Origin of the sequence: Collinsella aerofaciens, from assembly GCF_039836695.1 — a bacterium.
GTDB classification, from domain to species: domain Bacteria; phylum Actinomycetota; class Coriobacteriia; order Coriobacteriales; family Coriobacteriaceae; genus Collinsella; species Collinsella aerofaciens_BD.
The window spans coordinates 1-18,393 of sequence record NZ_JBDPAC010000022.1; the positions used below are offsets into that span (position 1 = coordinate 1).

The 18,393-nt window shown below is 58.6% G+C and carries 18 protein-coding genes; 11 read left to right on the forward strand and 7 right to left on the reverse strand.

From position 1 onward, the window contains the following. Window positions 1-164 precede the first annotated feature (164 nt). From ABG996_RS09045 to ABG996_RS09075, 7 genes are all read left to right on the forward strand, one after another. A complete protein-coding gene (locus ABG996_RS09045; protein ID WP_347478274.1) occupies window positions 165-1,352 on the forward strand; it encodes an N-acetyldiaminopimelate deacetylase in 1,188 nt (395 codons plus the stop codon). A gap of 102 nt (window positions 1,353-1,454) precedes the next feature. Continuing rightward, entirely contained in the window at window positions 1,455-1,736 is a 282-nt protein-coding gene (locus tag ABG996_RS09050) for a type II toxin-antitoxin system RelE/ParE family toxin (RefSeq protein WP_006234335.1), read from the forward strand. After that, window positions 1,708-2,049 carry a HigA family addiction module antitoxin gene (locus ABG996_RS09055; RefSeq protein WP_347478275.1) on the forward strand — a complete coding sequence of 114 codons (342 nt, stop codon included), beginning with the start codon at window positions 1,708-1,710 and terminating at the stop codon, window positions 2,047-2,049. The genes ABG996_RS09050 and ABG996_RS09055 overlap by 29 nt, the downstream gene beginning before the upstream one ends. Before the next feature lie 29 nt (window positions 2,050-2,078). After that, the gene (locus ABG996_RS09060; protein ID WP_347478276.1) at window positions 2,079-2,402 is read left to right on the forward strand and encodes a hypothetical protein; all 324 of its coding nucleotides are present in this window, start codon (window positions 2,079-2,081) and stop codon (window positions 2,400-2,402) included. Between the two features lie 164 nt (window positions 2,403-2,566). Beyond that, the gene (locus ABG996_RS09065) at window positions 2,567-3,010 is read left to right on the forward strand and encodes an FxLYD domain-containing protein (RefSeq protein ID WP_347478277.1); all 444 of its coding nucleotides are present in this window, start codon (window positions 2,567-2,569) and stop codon (window positions 3,008-3,010) included. A gap of 32 nt (window positions 3,011-3,042) precedes the next feature. Next, complete coding sequence (locus tag ABG996_RS09070) at window positions 3,043-3,465, forward strand: hypothetical protein (RefSeq protein WP_022094127.1); 423 nt, start codon at window positions 3,043-3,045, stop codon at window positions 3,463-3,465. Between the two features lie 98 nt (window positions 3,466-3,563). Beyond that, window positions 3,564-4,943: a serine/threonine protein kinase gene (locus tag ABG996_RS09075; protein ID WP_347478278.1), complete on the forward strand. Its 1,380-nt coding sequence runs from the start codon at window positions 3,564-3,566 to the stop codon at window positions 4,941-4,943. 38 nt (window positions 4,944-4,981) lie between these two features. On the opposite strand, the gene ABG996_RS09080 is transcribed toward ABG996_RS09075, so the two are convergent. Both ABG996_RS09080 and ABG996_RS09085 read right to left on the reverse strand, forming a co-directional pair. Then, window positions 4,982-6,115 (reverse strand): coiled-coil domain-containing protein, encoded by a 1,134-nt coding sequence (locus tag ABG996_RS09080; RefSeq protein WP_006234328.1) that lies wholly within the window; start codon window positions 6,113-6,115, stop codon window positions 4,982-4,984. 234 nt (window positions 6,116-6,349) lie between these two features. Further along, entirely contained in the window at window positions 6,350-6,982 is a 633-nt protein-coding gene (locus ABG996_RS09085; RefSeq protein ID WP_347478279.1) for an MOSC domain-containing protein, read from the reverse strand. Window positions 6,983-7,216: 234 nt separating this feature from the next. Here ABG996_RS09085 and ABG996_RS09090 point away from each other — a divergent pair, with 234 nt between their 5' ends. Both ABG996_RS09090 and ABG996_RS09095 read left to right on the forward strand, forming a co-directional pair. Then, a complete protein-coding gene (locus ABG996_RS09090; RefSeq protein ID WP_347478280.1) occupies window positions 7,217-8,473 on the forward strand; it encodes a carboxylate--amine ligase in 1,257 nt (418 codons plus the stop codon). An 84-nt stretch (window positions 8,474-8,557) separates the two neighbouring features. Then, on the forward strand, window positions 8,558-9,304 hold the full coding sequence (locus ABG996_RS09095) for an aspartate/glutamate racemase family protein (RefSeq protein WP_270226906.1): 747 nt from the start codon (window positions 8,558-8,560) through the stop codon (window positions 9,302-9,304). Window positions 9,305-9,429: 125 nt separating this feature from the next. Here ABG996_RS09095 and ABG996_RS09100 read toward each other — a convergent pair whose 3' ends face one another. The 5 genes from ABG996_RS09100 to ABG996_RS09120 form a co-directional block, all read right to left on the reverse strand. Next, window positions 9,430-10,176 carry an energy-coupling factor transporter transmembrane component T family protein gene (locus ABG996_RS09100; RefSeq protein WP_347478281.1) on the reverse strand — a complete coding sequence of 249 codons (747 nt, stop codon included), beginning with the start codon at window positions 10,174-10,176 and terminating at the stop codon, window positions 9,430-9,432. Next, entirely contained in the window at window positions 10,169-11,920 is a 1,752-nt protein-coding gene (locus ABG996_RS09105) for an ABC transporter ATP-binding protein (RefSeq protein ID WP_347478282.1), read from the reverse strand. The genes ABG996_RS09100 and ABG996_RS09105 overlap by 8 nt, the downstream gene beginning before the upstream one ends. A gap of 213 nt (window positions 11,921-12,133) precedes the next feature. After that, complete coding sequence (locus tag ABG996_RS09110; protein WP_347478283.1) at window positions 12,134-12,709, reverse strand: hypothetical protein; 576 nt, start codon at window positions 12,707-12,709, stop codon at window positions 12,134-12,136. A 401-nt stretch (window positions 12,710-13,110) separates the two neighbouring features. Then, a complete protein-coding gene (locus ABG996_RS09115) occupies window positions 13,111-14,970 on the reverse strand; it encodes a C69 family dipeptidase (RefSeq protein ID WP_347478284.1) in 1,860 nt (619 codons plus the stop codon). A 479-nt stretch (window positions 14,971-15,449) separates the two neighbouring features. After that, the gene (locus ABG996_RS09120) at window positions 15,450-16,367 is read right to left on the reverse strand and encodes a diacylglycerol/lipid kinase family protein (protein WP_138339781.1); all 918 of its coding nucleotides are present in this window, start codon (window positions 16,365-16,367) and stop codon (window positions 15,450-15,452) included. 98 nt (window positions 16,368-16,465) lie between these two features. Between ABG996_RS09120 and rnd the strand changes: the two genes are divergently transcribed. After that, entirely contained in the window at window positions 16,466-17,599 is a 1,134-nt protein-coding gene (gene rnd, locus ABG996_RS09125) for a ribonuclease D (protein WP_006234315.1), read from the forward strand. A gap of 64 nt (window positions 17,600-17,663) precedes the next feature. Then, window positions 17,664-18,368: a zinc metallopeptidase gene (locus tag ABG996_RS09130; protein ID WP_347478285.1), complete on the forward strand. Its 705-nt coding sequence runs from the start codon at window positions 17,664-17,666 to the stop codon at window positions 18,366-18,368. Window positions 18,369-18,393: the final 25 nt, after the last annotated feature.

Sequence of the window (18,393 nt, forward strand, 5' to 3'; positions counted from 1 at the left end):
GGGGCCTCGGGGGCGTTCGGCTAGCTGTGGGAATGGCCTATTTGCTCAATGTGTTCGGCTGAGATCGGAAATCAACCAAAATGCAGTAATATGCTGGAAACATGTGTGCCACAATCCTGTATCACAATAAGTTGCAACAGATGTGCCTCACGAAGGGATTCTCTATGACCGAGCTCCAAGAACTCCGTCGCTATCGCCGCGATCTCCATCGCATTCCGGAGCTCGATTTCGATCTTCCGCAGACTATTGCCTATATCGAGGGCGTGTTGGCGCCGCTCGCTTGCGAGGTGACCCATCCGTGTCCCAGCTGCGTCTGCGCTTTCTTCGACGCTGGCGTTGGTGCCGCGCGTGCCACGGCGATTCGCACCGATATGGATGCGCTGCCCATCGCGGAGGCGACGGGAGCGGCCTTTGCCTCGATCCATCCCGGCAAGATGCACGCTTGCGGACATGACGGACACATGGCCATGGCACTTGCCGCCGCGACGTATGTCGACCGTATGATTCGCGAGCAGCCGGGCGCCATTAGGCGCAACGTTCTCTTTGTGTTCCAGCCGGCCGAGGAAACGACCGGTGGTGCCAAGACGGTATGCGAGAGCGGTGTGTTCGAGCGCTATGGGGCTGACCGCATTTTTGGCTTCCATGTGTGGCCCGATCTGCCTGCCGGCACGTTGGCGAGTTGTTCCGGTCCGCTGCTGGCGCGTTCGAGTGAGACACACATTCATATTCACGGGACGAGCATCCATATCGCTAAGACCTATGGCGTTCCGGTCGAGGAGTCGCACGATGCGGCGCTGGCGGCTGCCAAGTTCTTGGTTGCCGAGCGCGAACTGATGGACGAGCTGGGCACCGACGAGCCCTGTATCGGTAAGTTTGGTCTGCTGCAGGCCGGCACCGTTTGCAACGCGGTGGCGGGGGAGGCCCATGTGGCCGGAAGCCTGCGTGTGTTTACGGACGACATGTTCGACCGGGCGCGCGAAGGCGTGCGCCGCGTGCTGGACGATGCCTGTGCCGCAACGGGCTGCACGTATGATCTCGACTTTGCCGAGGGCTATCCACCGGTCGATAACGATCCTGAGTTGTTTGCCCGAATCGCGCCCGCTCTGCCCGAATTGCAGCTCGTGGACGAGCCGCTGCTAATCGCCGAGGATTTCGCGTTCTATCAGCGCCATCTGCCGGGCGTGTTCTTCTTGCTAGGCACGGGCGTGCCAGAGGACCAAGACAACCCGAGTGATTCGGATGGCTGCCCCGCCTATGCAACAAGCGCCCTGCATACCGATAGCATGCTCTTTGACGAGGAAATCCTACTCAAAGGCCTCGATGTCTACAAACGATTACTTTCGCTTGACTAAGGCGTGAAGGACTATTTGTTCTAGAAAACACGAACAAACGTACGATATAATAGAGATGTAAGTCTATAGAAACGTTTGACGTTACTAACGTAAGGCGATACTATGATTGCATCGTATAAAGATGAGGATACCGAACGCTTTGCCATGGGTGTGCGGGTCAGGAGGTTCGTGCCCTTTGAGCGTGTTGCGTTGAGGAAGATTCGCCAACTGCAGGTTTGTGCTTCGCTTGATGATCTTCGCGTTCCACCGGGCAACCGCCTGGAAGCTTTGAAGGGCGATCGTGCCGGTCAATATAGCATCCGTGTTAACGAGCGCTATCGGGTCTGTTTTGAGTGGAGACAGGAGATGGCTTGGAATGTCGAAATCGTCGATTATCACAAGTGATGAGACTTCGGCCGATTTGCTGTCGCCGGTGACTCCTGGTGAGCTTCTCAAAGAGGAGTTTCTTGTTCCCATGGGCGTTTCTCAATATCGCCTTGCGAAAGAGACTGGGATTCCGGCTCAGCGTATCGGGCAGATTGTCTTGGGAAAACGTCGCGTGACGGCCGACACCGACCTCCGTCTTTGCCGTTATTTTGGCCTGACGGATGGTTATTGGCTGCGCGCTCAGGTGGCGTTTGACCTTGAGGCCGAGAAAAGGCGGATCGAACCGGAGCTGAATAAGATCGTTCCTGTCCAGCAGGCCGCTGCGTTGTAGTGCTCAAAGATATTGAGGTTGGAGTGACGATGGAACGACGCCGACAGTCTGCCGTTTATAGTCCCGGTGGGTGTGGATGCGGCTTGTTGTTGCTTCCGGTTATTGCTGTGAGCATTGGCGTGATGTTTGCGCTTGCTGGGCTGGCTGCGGCGGCACTCGTACTGTTTATCACTGCCATCGGCGTGACGATTTGGCTCTGCCGCAATCGCGAGCGACGCCGTGCCGACGGTAAAACCAATGTCGGCTGGGTTGTATTCCTGGTCATTGCGTACCCGCTGAGTGTCAGCTACCTGGTGTTCTTTGTCCTGTTGATGGTCAGTGCCTTTACCGGGGAATCCGTCACGGTGGGTTGATGCGCTGCCGGCAGACGGTCGCGCAAAGTGCGTTTGCTCGGCGTTTGGATAACTGCATTGGCCGTTTACCGCAACCTTAGCTCTCAGCTAATGAATTCAAGTTTAATCCTTCCTACGATGTGCTGTGTGCCGGCACGGTAGCCGGATCGTAGGAAGGATGAATAATGGCAAAAGAGGGAAAGAAGCCGATCGGTAAGATTGTCCTAGGCGTCATCGTGGTGCTGGTTATTGTCGGTGCCGTGGGCTCTATGGGCGGCAACTCAACCGATTCGCCTGCGAGCGATTCGGCAAAACCTGCCGAGACGACACAGCAGGCTGAGGAGCAAAAAGAACCGCAAGAACCGTATACCATTGCTGACGAGGCTGAAGACACTTCCAATCAGTTTGCCTATAAGATCACGGGGACGCTGACCAATAACACGGACAAGGAAAAGAGCTACATTCAGATTGAGTATGTTCTGTATGATGCTGATGGCAACCAGGTTGGAACGGCTCTTGCAAACACCAATCATCTGAAGGCGGGCGGCTCCTGGAAGTTCGAGGCGCTGGGCACGGTGTCTCCCGATCAGGTCGCCAGTTGGGAGCGTTCGGACGTAAGCGGTTTCTAGCATGTTGTATGCACTGGGGGAGGTGAAGTCGTATGCCCGATAAAAAGCTGACTGACGAGTTACTCAATGAGCTTCTCGACGCGCCAAACATCGATGGCTATATCAAAGAACACGACTTTGCCGCCCCGTCGCTTTCGAACTACCTGAAGCAGCTACTGCAGGAAAAGGGCTTGGAGCGCTCGCGCGTAGTTCGTATGGCCGATCTCAATGAGACCTTTGGCTATCAGATTTTTACCGGTGCGCGGCATCCGAGCCGCAATAAGGTGCTGCAGATTGCCTTTGCGATGGCGCTGACGCTCAAAGAGACTAACCGTGCGCTGACGGCTGCCGGGGTAAGCGTCCTTAACTGCAAGGACCGCCGCGATGCGATTATCATCTTTTGCATCGATCGTGGGTGCAGCCTCCAAAAGGTCAACGAGGAGCTGTATCGCTTTGGCGAGGAGACGGTGAGTTAGCGGCTGATATCTGAGCCGGCGGAGCTGCCGAACAACGATGCAAACGAACGGGGCGCGGATGCCATGGGGTGTCTGCGCCCTGCGCTATGATGGAGGCTATGGATACTCAGACCCCAACATATTCCGATGACGAGCTGACCGCAGCGCTTGCCGAGCACCTGGCGTCGCTCGATTGCGACGACAGCTATCGCGTGGAGCGTGTACTTAAGCGCTCGTCCGTTGAAACAACCGAGCTCGTGTACTTTGAAGGAACCGGCGGTGGCTCGCTCGGCCCCTTTGTCCGTAAACGCATCGATGCTTCGGCTCAAATCGGCGGGGCATACGAGCGTCTGTTTGCCGTTCAGCGGGCAGGCAGGCGTTTTGAGCACCTGCCCAGAATCGTCGATTGTCGTCGTGTGGGCGACGAGCTCAACGTGGTTATGGAATACATCGAAGGGGAGACGCTCGGGGCGCTGGTGGACCGTCTGGGAGCCACCCCCGATTATGCGCGTGAATTGTATCCTGCCCTATGCGATGCCGTGGGCGAGCTCCATGCCGGTTTTGCAATGGTGGGGGAGACGTCGGCGCCGGTGATCCATCGCGACCTCAAGCCGTCGAATATCATCGTGACAGGTGCCAACTATACGCCTGATGACGGCCTGACATTTTCATCGCTGGTGATTATCGACCTGGGGATCGCGCGCGTATGGCGCGATGGCGCCGATGCTGACACCGTCAAGTTTGGCACGCGACCCTATGCGCCGCCCGAGCAGTATGGGTTTGGGCAGACGAGTGTGCGCAGCGATGTCTACGCACTTGGGGCCCTGTTGTTCTTTTGCTTGACGGGAGTCGACCCTAAACCAGGGCTCGACATGCGCGAGCAATGTGAGGCATGCGGCATTCCCACTCCACTTGCCGATGCCGTCTGCATGTCGATGGCGCTCGACCCGGCCAAGCGTTTTGCGAGCGCGGAAGCGTTGGGACGGGCGACGCGCGCGGCATACGATCTAAGTCGCCCCGTGCGGCCTCCTGCGCCTGTGCTTGTCCGTACTCCGGCCTCGGAGACGGTGTTGACGCCCCAAGGGCTCCAGAACCCCACAGGGCTTCCTAGGCCTGCCGCCTCCACTGCATGCGGTCTGCTCTCTCGCGTTCCGGAGTCTCTGGGGCGCATTTGGAATACGCTCGTCTTCTTCTCGCTGCTTGTGTTCTTTGCCGGAAGTCACTTTGCCGTCTTTCACCCCACGGGAGCAAACCAAAGCTACCCGACGTGGCTTCTCATAATCGAGTATTTTTTCTTTGTCGATGGCCTTATGGTGCTTATGCATTTTGCGCTGCTCGATAAGCGCCGTCTTCGTCGGCGATTCGCACTGCTCGACAGCTATCGCGGCAAGAAGCTCGCGAAACTCTGGCTCAAGGCATTGGGTGTGCTGCTCCTATGCATGATCGTCATAGTCGCGGTTGCCAATGCGACCGGCGTCGTCGATACCTCCGCTACCTAAAAGAAAAAGGGCCCCATTGGGGCCCTTTGCAGTTGCACTTAGATGCGGTTCATCTGAGCGGCGACTTTGTTGTACCAGTCCTGCCACGTGGGCGGGCAGTACTTTTTGGCCGCAGCCGGGGTAAGGGTGGAGCCGTAGTTGGCGCCCAGATAGGCAACGTGAGCGGAGATGCCCTCGCTCCAGCTGCCAAAGCTGCGCCAACCGCCGCCGCGGGCACTCCAGCCCCAGGCGTTGTAAGAATTGGCGCAATAAGCACCCTTGGTGCTCTCGATGCAGGCGATGGCGGGGGACCAACGGGGGTCGACACCGGTATTCCAAGCGGCGACGGCAAAGTTATAGCCCTGGCCTGCCATGGGGGAGCCGGCGAGATAATTGTCGATGCGGCTCGTCCACTCATTAATGAACGAATCGTAATCGGAGCTACCGGTATTGGCGTTGTTCACCGTGGTGTCGATGGTGGTGTTGGTGTTAGTGGCCTGGCTGCTGGAATTGCTGCCGCTCACGCCCTCGCCCGAGAGCTTCTCAGCGGCAGCGGCCTTATCGGCCTCAAGCTTGGCAAGCTCGGCGGCATTTTCCTGCTCGGCTTTTGCCTGTGCCTCGCTGCGGAGCTGCTGGGCCTGCGCCAGCGCATCCTCGGCGTTTTTCTGCTCTGCCTCAAGCTGAGACTTGGCCTGCTGGAGCTCAGCCTTGTTCTGTTCGAGTTCGGTTTGCATGTTATTGAGCTGTTCGATCTCGTCGACGCTCGAGCTCGTGATCTGGTTGGTGTATTTGCAGGTCGTGATGAACTCACCCAGGCTCTGCGCGTTGACCAGGAAGCTCACGATGGGGTTGGTGCCCTTCTGATACTTATACAGATCGCGCATGGCGGAGCTTGCCTTGGCCTGCTGCTCGGGAAGCTTAGCCTCGATTTCCTCGATGCTTGCCTCATTGGAGTCAATCTGCTTTTGCAGGTCATCGAGTTTGGTGCGGGCGTCGTTGTAGGCGCTCGTGGCGGCTTCGATCTTCTGCTGGGCTGCGGAAAGCTGGTCCTGCGTTGCCTGCGAGGCGGCATACGCCGCAACGGGGGAGAGCATCGGCGTGGCCGTCAGCGCAACGGCGAGCGCGGCGCTCGTGATGATACGAGCCGGCTTCGACGCAATGAGCGCTGCGGTGCGATGATTCGAATGCTGCATCCAGTCCCTCTGCAATCAATCGTAGGTTATGGTTCGAACGGTATTCTACTACTGCTTTCGACCTCAACTTGAACCTTAAAGGTCCCAAAGGGTCAAGTTGAACTTGAGGCTTTGGCTTTGACCTGCAGTTATGATGAATTGTTGAGAAACCATAGAGTTCAACTTTAACGTTACGGAGCTCTGTTTGAGAGGAGTTTTGGGCTGTAAAAGCCATCTCAACGTGGGGTTTTACAGCTACAGCGCGCCCTTCTGGCGAGCCTGCTCAATCTCTTCGAGGGCCTCGGCGGGGGTGAACGAACAGGTGCCGTCGCCGAGTTTGACTACCCGGATATCGTCGCCGGTATGGACCTCTCCGCCCTTTAGTACCACGCCAAAAACGCCCTCGTGGGGAAAGATGCAGTCGCCAGCGAGATAGTAGATGGCGCAACGGGTGTGGCAGACCTTGCCGATTTGGCTGATTTCGACGAGCACGTCGCTTCCAAGCTTGAGCTGTGTGCCCAAGGGGAGCGAGAACAGGTTGATGCCCCGGGTTGTGAAGTTTTCTCCAAAGTCACCCTCGTGAACGTCGAGCCCGCGTGCCTGCGCCGTCTGGATGGACTCCGCGGCTAAAAAAGAGACCTGGCGGTGCCAATGTCCGGCGTGCGCATCGGTGGCGAGACCAAATTGCTCTATAACGGTGTCGCGTCCATCGGCGACGGGCGACTTGCGCGTGCCCTTGTGTGCCGACGTGTTGATCGAGACGATGCGGGCGGGTCCGTTGTAGGCGTCGTTTGCCGTGCACAGGGGAGCGGTCGCTTTCGCACGTTCCGCCAGCTCGCGCCTCGCGGCATTGAGGATGGGATTATCGGTCGGATGGTCTTGGGGCACGTGCGCGCCTTTCGCTCGAGGATGTCAATACACTGAATCCTACAACAATGGTAGGTTCATTGCCCGTTGTCATACAACGGTGAGCGCCGTCTTCGTGCTGGTCTTTGTGCTGGACGATTACGTCGATTGCCATAGATACGGTGGAGCTTTGGGCGCCGGCGGCTTGGCACGCTAGAATAAATCAGATGCGCAAAGACCGCCCGTTGTGTGGGCAGTTCATGATAGGAAGTTTCCATGGCATTGCAATTTACAGAGCGCGAGTTCATTCCCGTGCTGCTTGGTGGCGACATCAACGCCTATTCGGTGGCGCGCGCCTTCTACGAGGAGTACCAGGTCAAGAGTCTGGTCTTTGGCAAGTATCAGACGGGTCCCGCGTACCGCAGCCAGATTATCGACTACACGCCCAACGTGGATATCGACACCATGCCCGTGATGCTCAAAACCGTCAACGGCATTGCCCAAGCGCATGACGACAAGACTATTGTCCTTGTGGGCTGCGGCGACAACTATGTCGCTCTCGTGGCTCAAGCCAAGGATGCTCATGAGCTGGCGGATAACATCGTCGCTCCCTACGCGCCCTACAGCATGCTCGAGCAGTGCCAGAAGAAGGAGATCTTCTACGAGCTGTGCGAGAAGCATGGCGTGCCCTATCCACACACGTTTACCTTTACCAAGGCGATGCTTAATGCCCAGGGTGAGGCGCCTGCCGAAGTGCTCGACCAGATCGATTTTCCTTACCCGATGATTCTGAAGCCTTCTGACGGCATCATGTGGTGGCAGCATGAGTTCGAGGGCCAGAAGAAGGCCTATGAGATTGCCGACCGCGCCGAGCTGGAACAGGTCATTCGCGATTCGTATGCCAGCGGCTACACCGACGATCTGATCTTGCAGGATCGCGTGCCCGGCAACGACGAGTACATGCGCGTGCTCACCAGCTATTCCGACCGCAACGGTAAGGTCCGCATGATGTGCCTGGGCCATGTGCTGCTCGAGGAGCATCAGCCCCACGGTGTCGGCAACCATGCCTGTATCATTACCGAGCCTAACGACGAACTCATGGGCGGCGTGCGCAAGCTGCTCGAGGACCTTCACTTTGTGGGCTATTCCAACTTTGACGTTAAGTACGACGAGCGCGACGGCTCGTTTAAGTTCTTCGATTTCAACACGCGCCAGGGTCGCAGCAACTACTACGTTACCAACAGCGGCTTTAACGTTGCCAAGTATGTGGTGGACGAGTATGTGTTCAACCGCCCGTTTGAGCCGGAGTTTGTGACGGCGCAGGACGAGGCCCTGTGGATGGTCGTCCCCATGGGCGTCGTCGACAAGTACGTCAAGGATCCCGAGCTGCGCGCTAAGGTGCATCGCCTGGACAAGGAAGGTAAGGGCGCCGACCCTTCGTTTATGAAGGGCGACTTTGTCTTTAACCGCTGGCTGCGCATGTGGCACACCAAGCTGCGCCACTTTAAGCTGTTCAAGACGTATTACAAGTAGATGAGTGCGGCGCCCGTCCGGTTTGCATCGGGCGGGCGCGGGTATGATACGCGCAGTTGCGCAAGCGTCACCAAGGAGGCGGCGATGGAAAAGCTGGGAGTTATCGGCGGCATGGGCGCCGAGGCCACGTCGTATTACTACGACCAGGTGGTGCGTCATACGGCTGCTGCCTGCGATCAGGAACATATCGACATGGTGGTGCTCTCCAAGTCGACCATGCCCGACCGCACGCTGGCCATTAAGACCGGCGAGCATGCCAAGCTGCTGGCGACCATGAAAGAGTGTGCCCAGGCACTCGAGTCGCTGGGCTGTGCGCACATTGCCATTCCCTGCAACACGTCGCACTACTTCTACGACCAGATCCAATCGTTTACCACAGTGCCGATTATCCACATGCCGCGTGAGTCGGTGCGCTATGCTCTGGCCGGTGCGGTGATGGGGGAGTGCGAGTTCGATCCCAACCTGAGTATGCCGGCCGAGCCGGTGCACAAGATTGGCATCATGGGCACCGACGGAACCGTGGGCGCGGGCGTCTACGGCCGCGAATGTAAGGCTGCGGGTGTTGAGGTTGTCTATCCCAGCGAGAAACGTCAGAACGATGTGATGTCGCTTATCTACGATGATGTGAAGGCCGGACGCGAGCCCGATATGGATAAGTTCGACCGCGTGATGTGGGAGTTCGCCCGTAGCGGCTGCGACCGCGTCATTCTGGCCTGCACCGAGCTATCGGTGCTGCAGAAGTACCGAGAGATGCCCGAGATCACCCTCGACGCCATGGACGTCCTGGTGCGTGAATCCATCATCCGCAGCGGCGCCCCCTACCGCCTCTAGCTTCCGACCTGTCAAAAAGGGACAGGTTAATTTTGGTAGGTTTTATCTGGTGAAACAGTAAAGGCCTCGGCTCGTTTGGTGCGAGCCGAGGCCTTTTGCGTTGGGCGGTTGCTGTCAGTGGTGAACTAGAACAGGAAGCCGATGGCGATGAGGGCGATGCTGACGATGAGCACGGCGATGTCCAGGCCTTTGATGGGGTAGCGCTTGTACGAGCTGGCGCGCGTACGCAGGTAGAAGCCGCGCTGTTCTGCCGCCAAGGCTGTGGCATCGGTCTTGCCCACGCTCGAGATGAGCAGCGGCACGCACAGTGGCAGCATGAGCTTAAGCTTCTTGATGGGGTTCTTGGTGTCGTACTCGACGCCGCGTGCGGTCTGCGCCTCCATGATGGCGTTCATCTCCTGACCAAACACCGGCACAAAGCGCAACGCCGTGGTAAAGGTGAAGGCATAGCGATACGGCACGTGCAGCACCTCGACGCAGGCGTTGGCAAGGTCGTTGAGCTTGGTCACCATGAGCATGAGGATGAGTGGTAACGCCACACCCAGCAGGCGCAGGCAGGCCTTCGATCCTGTGATGAGGCCCGTGTCGGTGATAAAGCCCCACACCACGTTGCCATCGCGCATAAAGGCCAGCTGGAGCACCAGCATGATAAGCGCGAGCGGAATCAGCAACTTGAGCAGCGAGAACAGACGGTCGACGACGCCGGCATGGGCACCCAGTGCAAGGGTGAGTGCCAAAAAGCCCAGCAGCGCCACGTAGGTGTCGGACAAGAAGATGCCGACGATGATGGCGGCGGCGAGGCCCAGTTTGACGACGGGATTCAGGCGATGCAGCAGCGTATCGCCCGGCATGTAGTCGATGACGTTAACCACGGTGGACCATCTCCTTGGTAATTCGAACGACATCGGTGACCTCGCTCACCTGCGCAAAAGCGGGCGAGACGGAAGATGCCAGACGGCGCGAGAGTTCAATAACCTGGGGAGGCTCCACGTAGGCACGCCGCATGAGATCGATGTTCGAGAATAGCTCGTGCGTGCGACCGCGGTCGAGGATGCGACCGTCGGCAATTACCACAATGCGCTCGGCAAAATCCGAGACGACTTCCATATCGTGGCAGACCATGATTACGGCGCAGCCGCGCTCGGCCATGGTGCGCACTGTTTCCATGACGGTCATGCACTCGCGGTAATCAAGGCCGCTCGTGGGCTCGTCGAGCACCACGATTTTGGGCTCTACGACCACGACGGAGGCGAGTGCCACCATCTGGCGCTGACCGCGCGAGAGCGAGAAGGGCGCCTCGTCGGCAGGCAGGCCAAAGCGGTCGATGACGAGTTGGGCACGACGCAGAGCCTCGGCACGGTCCATGCCGCCAAGCTCCAGGCCAAAGGCGACCTCGTCGAGCACGGTGTCCTTGCAGATCTGGCGGTCGGGGTTTTGGAAGAGGGTCGCGACCTCGCGAGCGATGCGGCTCGTGGGAACGGCTGCGGTATCCAGTCCCGTGACGCGCACGCTGCCCGAGGCGGGCTTAAGCAGGCCTGTGAGCAGTTTGGTGAGCGTGGTCTTGCCGGCGCCGTTTTGGCCGACGATGCCCACGAGCTCGCCAGGATAGAGCGTCAGGCTAAGGTCGTGTACGGCGGCTCCGCCATTGGGATAGGCAAACTCAACATGGTCGAAGGTGAGTACGGGTTCGGCGTCCTTGGCATGAGGACGCAACGACGGTGCATGCGGGGAACCGGCGGGCGCCCGGGCTTCGATAGCCGCGTGTGCGGGGTCGACGATGCCCGAAATCAGGCGCTCGGCCTCATCGACATCCAAGCAGGGGGTGCCGCTTACCAGGCCATCGGCCTCGAGGCTATTGAAGATACGCGTGACGCGAGGGCAGTCGACGCCGATGGCACGGAGCTCGTCGGTATGCGCGAAGACCTCGTGTGGCTCGCCCTGCAGCGCGATTTCGCCATGGTTGAGCACGAGCACGCGGTTGCAGTACTCCGAGAGCAGGGCGACCTTTTGCTCAACGACGACGATGGTGATTCCAAGTGCGCGGTTTGCCTCACGCAGCGTCTCGAAGACCAACGTGGAGCTAGCGGGGTCGAGTGCCGCGGTGGGCTCGTCGAGAACCAAGACACGCGGACGCATGGCGAGGATGGCGGCGATGGCTACCTTTTGCTTCTGTCCGCCCGAGAGGGTGGCGATCTCGCGGTCGCGCAGGTCGCTGATGCCGACGGTCTCGAGCGTTTCGCTCACGCGCCGCTCGATCTGGTCGTGGGGAACGCCAAAGTTCTCGAGGCCAAAGAGCATCTCGTCCTCGACGACCGAGGCGACCATCTGTGTGTCGATGTCCTGCAACACGCTGCCGACGATCTGCGACACATCGGTGAGCGAGACTTCGCAGGTGTCGTGGTCGTCAACCATGACGGACCCAAAGAACGTGCCGGTGTAGTGGTGGGGCACGGCACCCGACAGACAAGCGGCAAGCGTGGACTTGCCGGCGCCCGAGGGCCCGATGATGCCGATGAAATCTCCCTTGTTCACGCTGAGCGAGATGTGGCTGAGCGCCTGCTCGGTCTGCGTGCCATAGGAGAACGAGACATCGTCGACGTTGATGATCGTTTCCATGGATACCTTTCATAGTCATTGGGGACAGTCTTAAATGACCAGTTGTTTAAGACCGTCCCAAAAAAGCTCGTTGTTTGGGACGGTCTTTGGTGGTGAAGCACGGAGACGGCTTTACGAGGGGCCCCAGGTTGGCGCGAAAGAGGAGCGAAGCGTACTTGGGTACGCGAGCGACGAATGAACGCCAAGATGGGGTGGCTCGTAAAGCCGAGCGGGTTAGTTGAGCTTCAGGGCCTTCTGGATGGGCAAGTAGAGGGCGCCGACCAGAATGGCGTTAAAGACGGCGGTCATGGCGACGACGGGCAGCATGGCGGCGGCGAGCTCGCCTACCACGCCGAGCATGGCCATCTTGATGACCATGAAGATGACGCCGGAGACAAAGGTGGTCAGGAAGGTTGCGACAATAGCGATGGCGGGCTTGACCTGACCGTTCTTGCCGGCGGCGTTGACGATGCCGGCCATGAGCATGGCGGCGATGCCCTCGGCGGCAAAATCGACGAACGGCGAAGTGGTGGTGATCTGGATCACGGCAGCCGAGATGAGGCCAATGACGAGCGCCTGACCGATGTTGGGGCGAACGACCAGAATGGTGAGGCAGAAGGCCGAGATGATGAACTCGGGGCTGATCATACCGCCCGAAATGCTCGAGACTGCCTTGCCGACGGTGAAGTTGAGGATGAAGCCGGCGGCGAGCAGGATGGCGAGCAGGACGAGGGCACGGACATCGAGTTTGCCGCGGTCGGCGGTCTGGACGGTGCGGGGCTGGGCGGTGGCGGTGGTGTTCTGAGACATGGTGAAAATCCTTTCAAAAAGGGGAGTGTAAGAGAAAAACGGAGGCGCGTGATGCGAATGCGATCGGGCTCGAGATAGAAAAAGGCCACCGGTCGAAACCGGAGGCCTTCCAATCACCTAGAGCGCAAAAGCAGGCGTGAGGGACTCACTGTCGACCGATCGTATTCGCATCACGCCACCACCAGTTGTTGAGAGACTTCATCGTGTTCTTCATGTCGGTGGCTCCTTTCATGATGCCGTGGCGCGGTCGCACCTTGTTGCTGTTGCGCTGCACTATAGCACAGCAAAGTGTGTGCGGGGAAATCTTTTTTAAAAAGATTTCAGGCGGGTTTCCCGCCGGTCAAAAGAGCGGGCTGAGCGGGCGAGGCTGCCATTGCCGCCTTGTCCGCTCAGCTAAGACGTTACTCCTTATTGCGACGGTAGAGGAAGTAACCGCCCGCGGAGATGACGGCAACGCCAGCGATGGCGAATGCGGCCACCATGCGGCCATCAAAACGATCACCGGTGGTGGGCAGGCCGCCCTTGGTGTTCGTCTTGTTGGTGGTTACCGTGGTCGTGGTGTCCGACTTGCCAGGCTTCTCGGGCTTGGTGGTGGGCTGCTCGGGCTTAGCGGGCTGCTCGGGGGTACCGGGCTGCTCAGGAGTACCAGGCTGATCCGGGGTTACCGGGTCGGTGGCAAGAGCGTCCTTGGCGTAGGTGATGGACACCTTGAGGCCGTTGGTCTCGGTGTTCAGGTCGCTCGGGATGAAGGGCTGGTCGAAGTTTTCGGCCTTCTGATAGGCGCGCATCTCCTGGAGCAGGGCCTTGCACTTCTTGTAGGTGTTCTCGGTAGCAGCCTTGCCGGCCTTGTTGGCCAGGGCAGTGCGGCCCTCGGTGGTCGTCTCGGCTAGCATGGCGGCGTCAACTTCCTTGTTCTGCTCGATGAGCTCGTTCTGGAGCGCATCGAGGTAGGCACGGACGCTGATACCAAGGGTGTCAGGGTTCTCAAAGCAGAGCGAGCTGATGTCCATGAGGACGTAGTTGATTGAGTTCTCGGGCTCCTCGTTGTACACGACGTCAGTCTGTTTGCAGTGATCGAAGGAGACGGTCTGATCGCTGAAGTACGGGCTGACCTCAGTTATCAGAGCGGAGTACAACGGGATGGCGACGGAGTACGCGGCGCGGGAGAGCATTTCCCACTGGATGGTAGCGACTTCGGGGTCATACCCGCGACGAATCTGGAAGAGGTTGATCTCGGTGTTGCGCTCGCTGCCGATGCAATAAACACCATCAGTGTTCGCGTTGAGGCCAGGGACGTTCTCGCCGCGGTTGCCGAAGGCGCGAATCAACTCGAAAGTGCTCCAACCAGACTTGCCAGGCTTGAAGAACAGGGGCTGGATTTCGCTGACCATGGCTCCCTTTTGGTCAGGTTTTCCTTTCTCCTTTACTGTGATAATGTCGTAATCTGTGCCTTTGGTCAGCTGACTACCAAAATAATCGCGGCCTTGCACATAGCGGGACCACTGGTTTACGCCGGAATCGGCGAGGCTTTCGCCATACGTTTGGGCGACATCGAATTTGCCGTCAGCGGAGTATTTGGCGAAACCCTTTTCTTCGGGCATGGATTGGATCTTTTCAGAGTGGAGGCAATTCTCGGTGTCATTGAGGTCGACATCGTAGTTGAGGCTCCCGATATTAGGGTTGAGCGACGCGACGTCGTCAGCGAGCTTCATGGCGATCCACTGATGGGCGGAAAGTGTGGCGAACAGCCAGGTCTCGTTGTTGTCGGCGATGATGATCTGGTCGTTGGTGCAGACGCCTTGATCATCGATCAGGCTGCCGAGGAGCTCGACGCCCTCGCGGGCCGTGGCGCTCTCGCCCAGGATGATGCTGCCGTAACTGTACTCGCCCAGACCCACTTCCTCATCGATGAGGTCTGCTGCAGCGGCCTCCTCGTTATAGGAGGTGCTTAGCGTGGCGGAGCAGGAGACGCCCTTCTCGTTGATGCCGGCCTCGGAGTAGGCGTCGGTGCGACCCATCCAGTTGGAGGGGTGGTCGCGTACATAGCTGTAGCGATAGGTAGGCTTGTTCGAAGTGTATTCAAAAGCAGATTCAATCGAGCTGTACTTAAAGCCGGGTTCGTGGGCAGGTTCGATGCCGTAGTGCTTAAGATAGCGCTTGCCAAAGTCCTCGGCGCGGCCGTAGTACGTGTTGCCGTCCGCCGTGAGCTTGCCGCCCATGTAGATCTGCGTGCAGGCGAGCGCAGACGTCGGCATGGACATGATGGTTGCAGCTCCAAAGGCGAGGCCTATGCCAAGCTTTTTGAGCGCGTTGACGGGGTGAGTTTCCTCATTTTCCCTCCCAGCGTGCGAAAGCTCTCCGTTGCCAGAGAGCTTCAGCCAATAAAGACACCCCATTAGCGTAACGAACTGGAAACAATATTCATCTATGAAAGAAACTTACTCGATAAGCGTAATGAAATATGCGATGAGTGGTTAATTATACTCGGTTTGTAGCTTTACTTTAATAAAGACGTCCTGCAATTACATTACCTGAATAAAGCGCCTTGCACGGGGCGCAAAGAAAATCCCCCGCTGTTTGGCAAATGCATAAACAGCAGGGGAGACGATAATTGGATGAATATCATACCAATGTGGAATTACTTCTTCCGGCGGTGGATCACGTTGATCGCATAGCCGACGAGCATGGCCAAAACGATGATGATAAAGCCGAGCAGGGGATTGTCGTTCATAGGGTCCTCCTATTTTCCGAGCGGGGAGAATTCGTCGACGATGAGGTCGAGGCATTGCGGAAGCGCGCGGGCTCCAAAGACGCCCGAATTGCTGGAGATAATCTCGCCATCGAACTGCATGCCCAGCGACGGGGTGCAGGTGATCTTGGCTTCCTTGGTCTGGATGATCTTGAACTGCGGGCGGCCGAGTACCTTGCCGGCGGGGTCGAGTGCGGCGGTGATCACAGTCGGTAGAAGCTGCACAGTTTTTACGGGTTCGATGACCGCAATGTCGACCATGCCATCGTTCATACGGCAGTCGGGGAACAGGTTGATGTCGTTTTGGATGACCGAGGTGTTGCCGGCCATGCAGCAGATGCCGTCGAGCTCCTCGACAATGCCGTCATGCTCAATCGTAAAGTGCGCCACCGTGGGATTGGGCGTGGCGAGCGCGGAGAGGAAGTAAGCGATCTCGCCGATGTCGTTTTTGGTGGGGGCGGCCTTCATCATGATCTCGGCGTCGAAGCCCGAGCCGGCGATGATGATGAAGCCGTGGCGCTTCTCGTTGCCGTTCTCGTCGAGCCAAAAGAGCTCGCCCATGTCGACTTTGACCGTGCGACCGGCACGGCAGGCCTTGGCGAGCGCCGCCGCCTCGGGGGCATTGCCGATGTTGTTGAAGAACAGGCAGGCCGTACCGGAGGGGAAGACGAGCGTGGGGACACCGCATCCGCGCATCTGGTCGAGCACGTTGGAGACAGTGCCGTCGCCGCCCGAAACGACCACGCGGTCAAACTCGCGCACGTCTGCCACGGCGTCCTCGGGTTCCATGCCATCGCCGATAAAGCGCATCACGACCTCGTCGCCGCCCTGTGCAAGGGCGTGCGTGAATGCGAAGATTTCATCTGAGCTGGGGCCCGATGCCGGGTTGTGGATGATAAGGCAGCGCATACTTACGTTCCCGTTCTGTGACTAACCGAGTATAGTTGTAAGGCAATGCCGATATCCTACCCGTGTTTTTCGGGCCTAACCTTATTCGATGGGTTGATATGTACATTTCCACACATCAGGCTCTACTCGACTTTTGCCAGCGCGCCCGTGAGTTCGACGCGATTGCCGTCGATACCGAGTTTTTGCGCGAGCGCACGTTCCATCCGCGTCTATGTTTGGTTCAGATTGCCACCCCTGCTGAGAGCGTCGCGGTCGATCCCCTGGTAATCGACGACCTATCGCCGCTGGCCGAGCTTATGGCAGACGAGAGCGTGACCAAGGTCTTCCACGCGTGCTCGCAGGATATGGAGGTCATGCTCCATACCGTGGGCGTGCTGCCACGACCGATTTTCGATACGCAGGTCGCCGCCGCCTTTTTGGGCGAGCGCCAGCAGATTTCGTATGGCGCGCTTGTTCAGACGTTCTGCGGCGTATCGCTGCCCAAGACCGAGTCACTGACCGACTGGTCGCGCCGCCCGCTGACCGATAAGCAGATTGAGTATGCGATCGATGACGTCAAGTACCTGATCGTCGCCTATACCGAGATGATGAGCCGCCTGCGCGAGCTGGGCCGTGTGGACTGGGTGCTCGACGAGCTGCGCCCGCTGGCTGACGAGTCGCACTATCGCGCCGATCGCCACGAGGCGTTCCGCAAGGTCAAGCGCATCAATTCGTGCAGCCGTCATCAGCTGGGTATCGCGCGCGAGCTCGCCGCCTGGCGCGAGGACCGCGCCGAGCGGCGCAACATCCCACGCAAGTGGGTCATGTCCGACGACACGCTGCTAGCGCTCGTTAAGCGCAATCCCGTGCGCGTTGAGGAGTTCCGTAGCATTCGCGGTACCGATCAATTGGGGGAGCGCGACGTGGACGGTGCGCTCATGGCCATCAAGCGCGGCGCGAGCTGCCCGCACGATCGCCTGCCGCTCATGGTGCGCGGGCATCGCCAGATCTCTCCGGAGCTGGAGAGCGTGACGGATCTCATGTATGCGCTTATCCGCCTGGTTGCCGAGCGCTCGGGCGTGGCGACTTCGGTCATTGCCTCGCGCGATGACCTGGCCGACTATATTGAGCACCCCGAGCAGAGCCCCTTGCGCGAAGGCTGGCGTTTTGAGCTTGTGGGCTCGCGCCTGGACGATCTGCTTTCCGGCAATATGGGGTTGACGGTGAAGGACGGCAAAATCGAGCTCCTGTAGGGAAGCCTAGTCGGCTGAGTGGGTAGAATGCCTCCAACGTGTAACTCGATTCGGAGGAATTTACATGCCCTATTACTATGGTTACGGCTTTGGCATCGACCCGCTGTACCTGTTGGTTGTCCTTGTTTGCACGGTGCTTGGTCTTGCAGCGCAGAGCTATATCAACTCGACGTACAAGACGTGGTCTAAGGTGCGCTCGGACGGCGATACGGGTGCCACGGTCGCGCGCTGCATGCTCGACGCCAACGGTTGCAATGCCGTGGGTATCAAGGGTGTCGCCGGTGAGCTCACCGACCATTACAACCCGCAGGATAACAACCTGTATCTCTCAGATGCCAACCGTTCGGGCGGATCGGTCGCAAGCGTTGCCGTCGCCTGTCACGAGGCGGGTCATGCCGCTCAGCGTCAAAGCGGCTATGCCATGATGAAGGTGCGCACCGCCCTGGTCCCGGTCGTCAACTTTACCCAGAACACCTGGACCATCGTGTTGCTCTTGGGCCTTTTTATGAACATTGCCGGGCTCACAACCCTCGCGTTGATCTTCTTCTCGTTTAGTGTGTTGTTCCAGCTGGTTACGCTGCCGGTCGAGATTGATGCCAGCCGCCGCGCCGTGGCATATATTGAGCAGTCGGGTATGAGTTCCAAGCAGGTCAACGGTGCCAAGAAGGTACTGACGGCCGCCGCGCTTACCTATGTTGCCGCTGCGCTCACCTCGATTATTCAGCTGCTCTATCTTATGGCTCGCTACAACAGAAACTCCAACCGATAACAAATTGGGTCGCTGGGCGCCGCGG

Bases quoted from the DNA above. Each gene is read 5' to 3' on its own strand.
- ABG996_RS09075 (WP_347478278.1), top strand. From the start codon at position 3,564: ATGGATACTCAGACCCCAACATATTCCGATGACGAGCTGACCGCAGCG.
- ABG996_RS09115 (WP_347478284.1), bottom strand. From the start codon at position 14,970: ATGTCCATGCCGACGTCTGCGCTCGCCTGCACGCAGATCTACATGGGC.
- ABG996_RS09130 (WP_347478285.1), top strand. From the start codon at position 17,664: ATGCCCTATTACTATGGTTACGGCTTTGGCATCGACCCGCTGTACCTG.
- ABG996_RS09090 (WP_347478280.1), top strand. From the start codon at position 7,217: ATGGCATTGCAATTTACAGAGCGCGAGTTCATTCCCGTGCTGCTTGGT.
- ABG996_RS09055 (WP_347478275.1), top strand. From the start codon at position 1,708: ATGTCGAAATCGTCGATTATCACAAGTGATGAGACTTCGGCCGATTTG.
- ABG996_RS09045 (WP_347478274.1), top strand. From the start codon at position 165: ATGACCGAGCTCCAAGAACTCCGTCGCTATCGCCGCGATCTCCATCGC.
- ABG996_RS09080 (WP_006234328.1), bottom strand. From the start codon at position 6,115: ATGCAGCATTCGAATCATCGCACCGCAGCGCTCATTGCGTCGAAGCCG.
- ABG996_RS09105 (WP_347478282.1), bottom strand. From the start codon at position 11,920: ATGGAAACGATCATCAACGTCGACGATGTCTCGTTCTCCTATGGCACG.
- ABG996_RS09065 (WP_347478277.1), top strand. From the start codon at position 2,567: ATGGCAAAAGAGGGAAAGAAGCCGATCGGTAAGATTGTCCTAGGCGTC.
- ABG996_RS09060 (WP_347478276.1), top strand. From the start codon at position 2,079: ATGGAACGACGCCGACAGTCTGCCGTTTATAGTCCCGGTGGGTGTGGA.
- ABG996_RS09110 (WP_347478283.1), bottom strand. From the start codon at position 12,709: ATGTCTCAGAACACCACCGCCACCGCCCAGCCCCGCACCGTCCAGACC.
- ABG996_RS09070 (WP_022094127.1), top strand. From the start codon at position 3,043: ATGCCCGATAAAAAGCTGACTGACGAGTTACTCAATGAGCTTCTCGAC.
- ABG996_RS09095 (WP_270226906.1), top strand. From the start codon at position 8,558: ATGGAAAAGCTGGGAGTTATCGGCGGCATGGGCGCCGAGGCCACGTCG.
- rnd (WP_006234315.1), top strand. From the start codon at position 16,466: ATGTACATTTCCACACATCAGGCTCTACTCGACTTTTGCCAGCGCGCC.
- ABG996_RS09120 (WP_138339781.1), bottom strand. From the start codon at position 16,367: ATGCGCTGCCTTATCATCCACAACCCGGCATCGGGCCCCAGCTCAGAT.
- ABG996_RS09050 (WP_006234335.1), top strand. From the start codon at position 1,455: ATGATTGCATCGTATAAAGATGAGGATACCGAACGCTTTGCCATGGGT.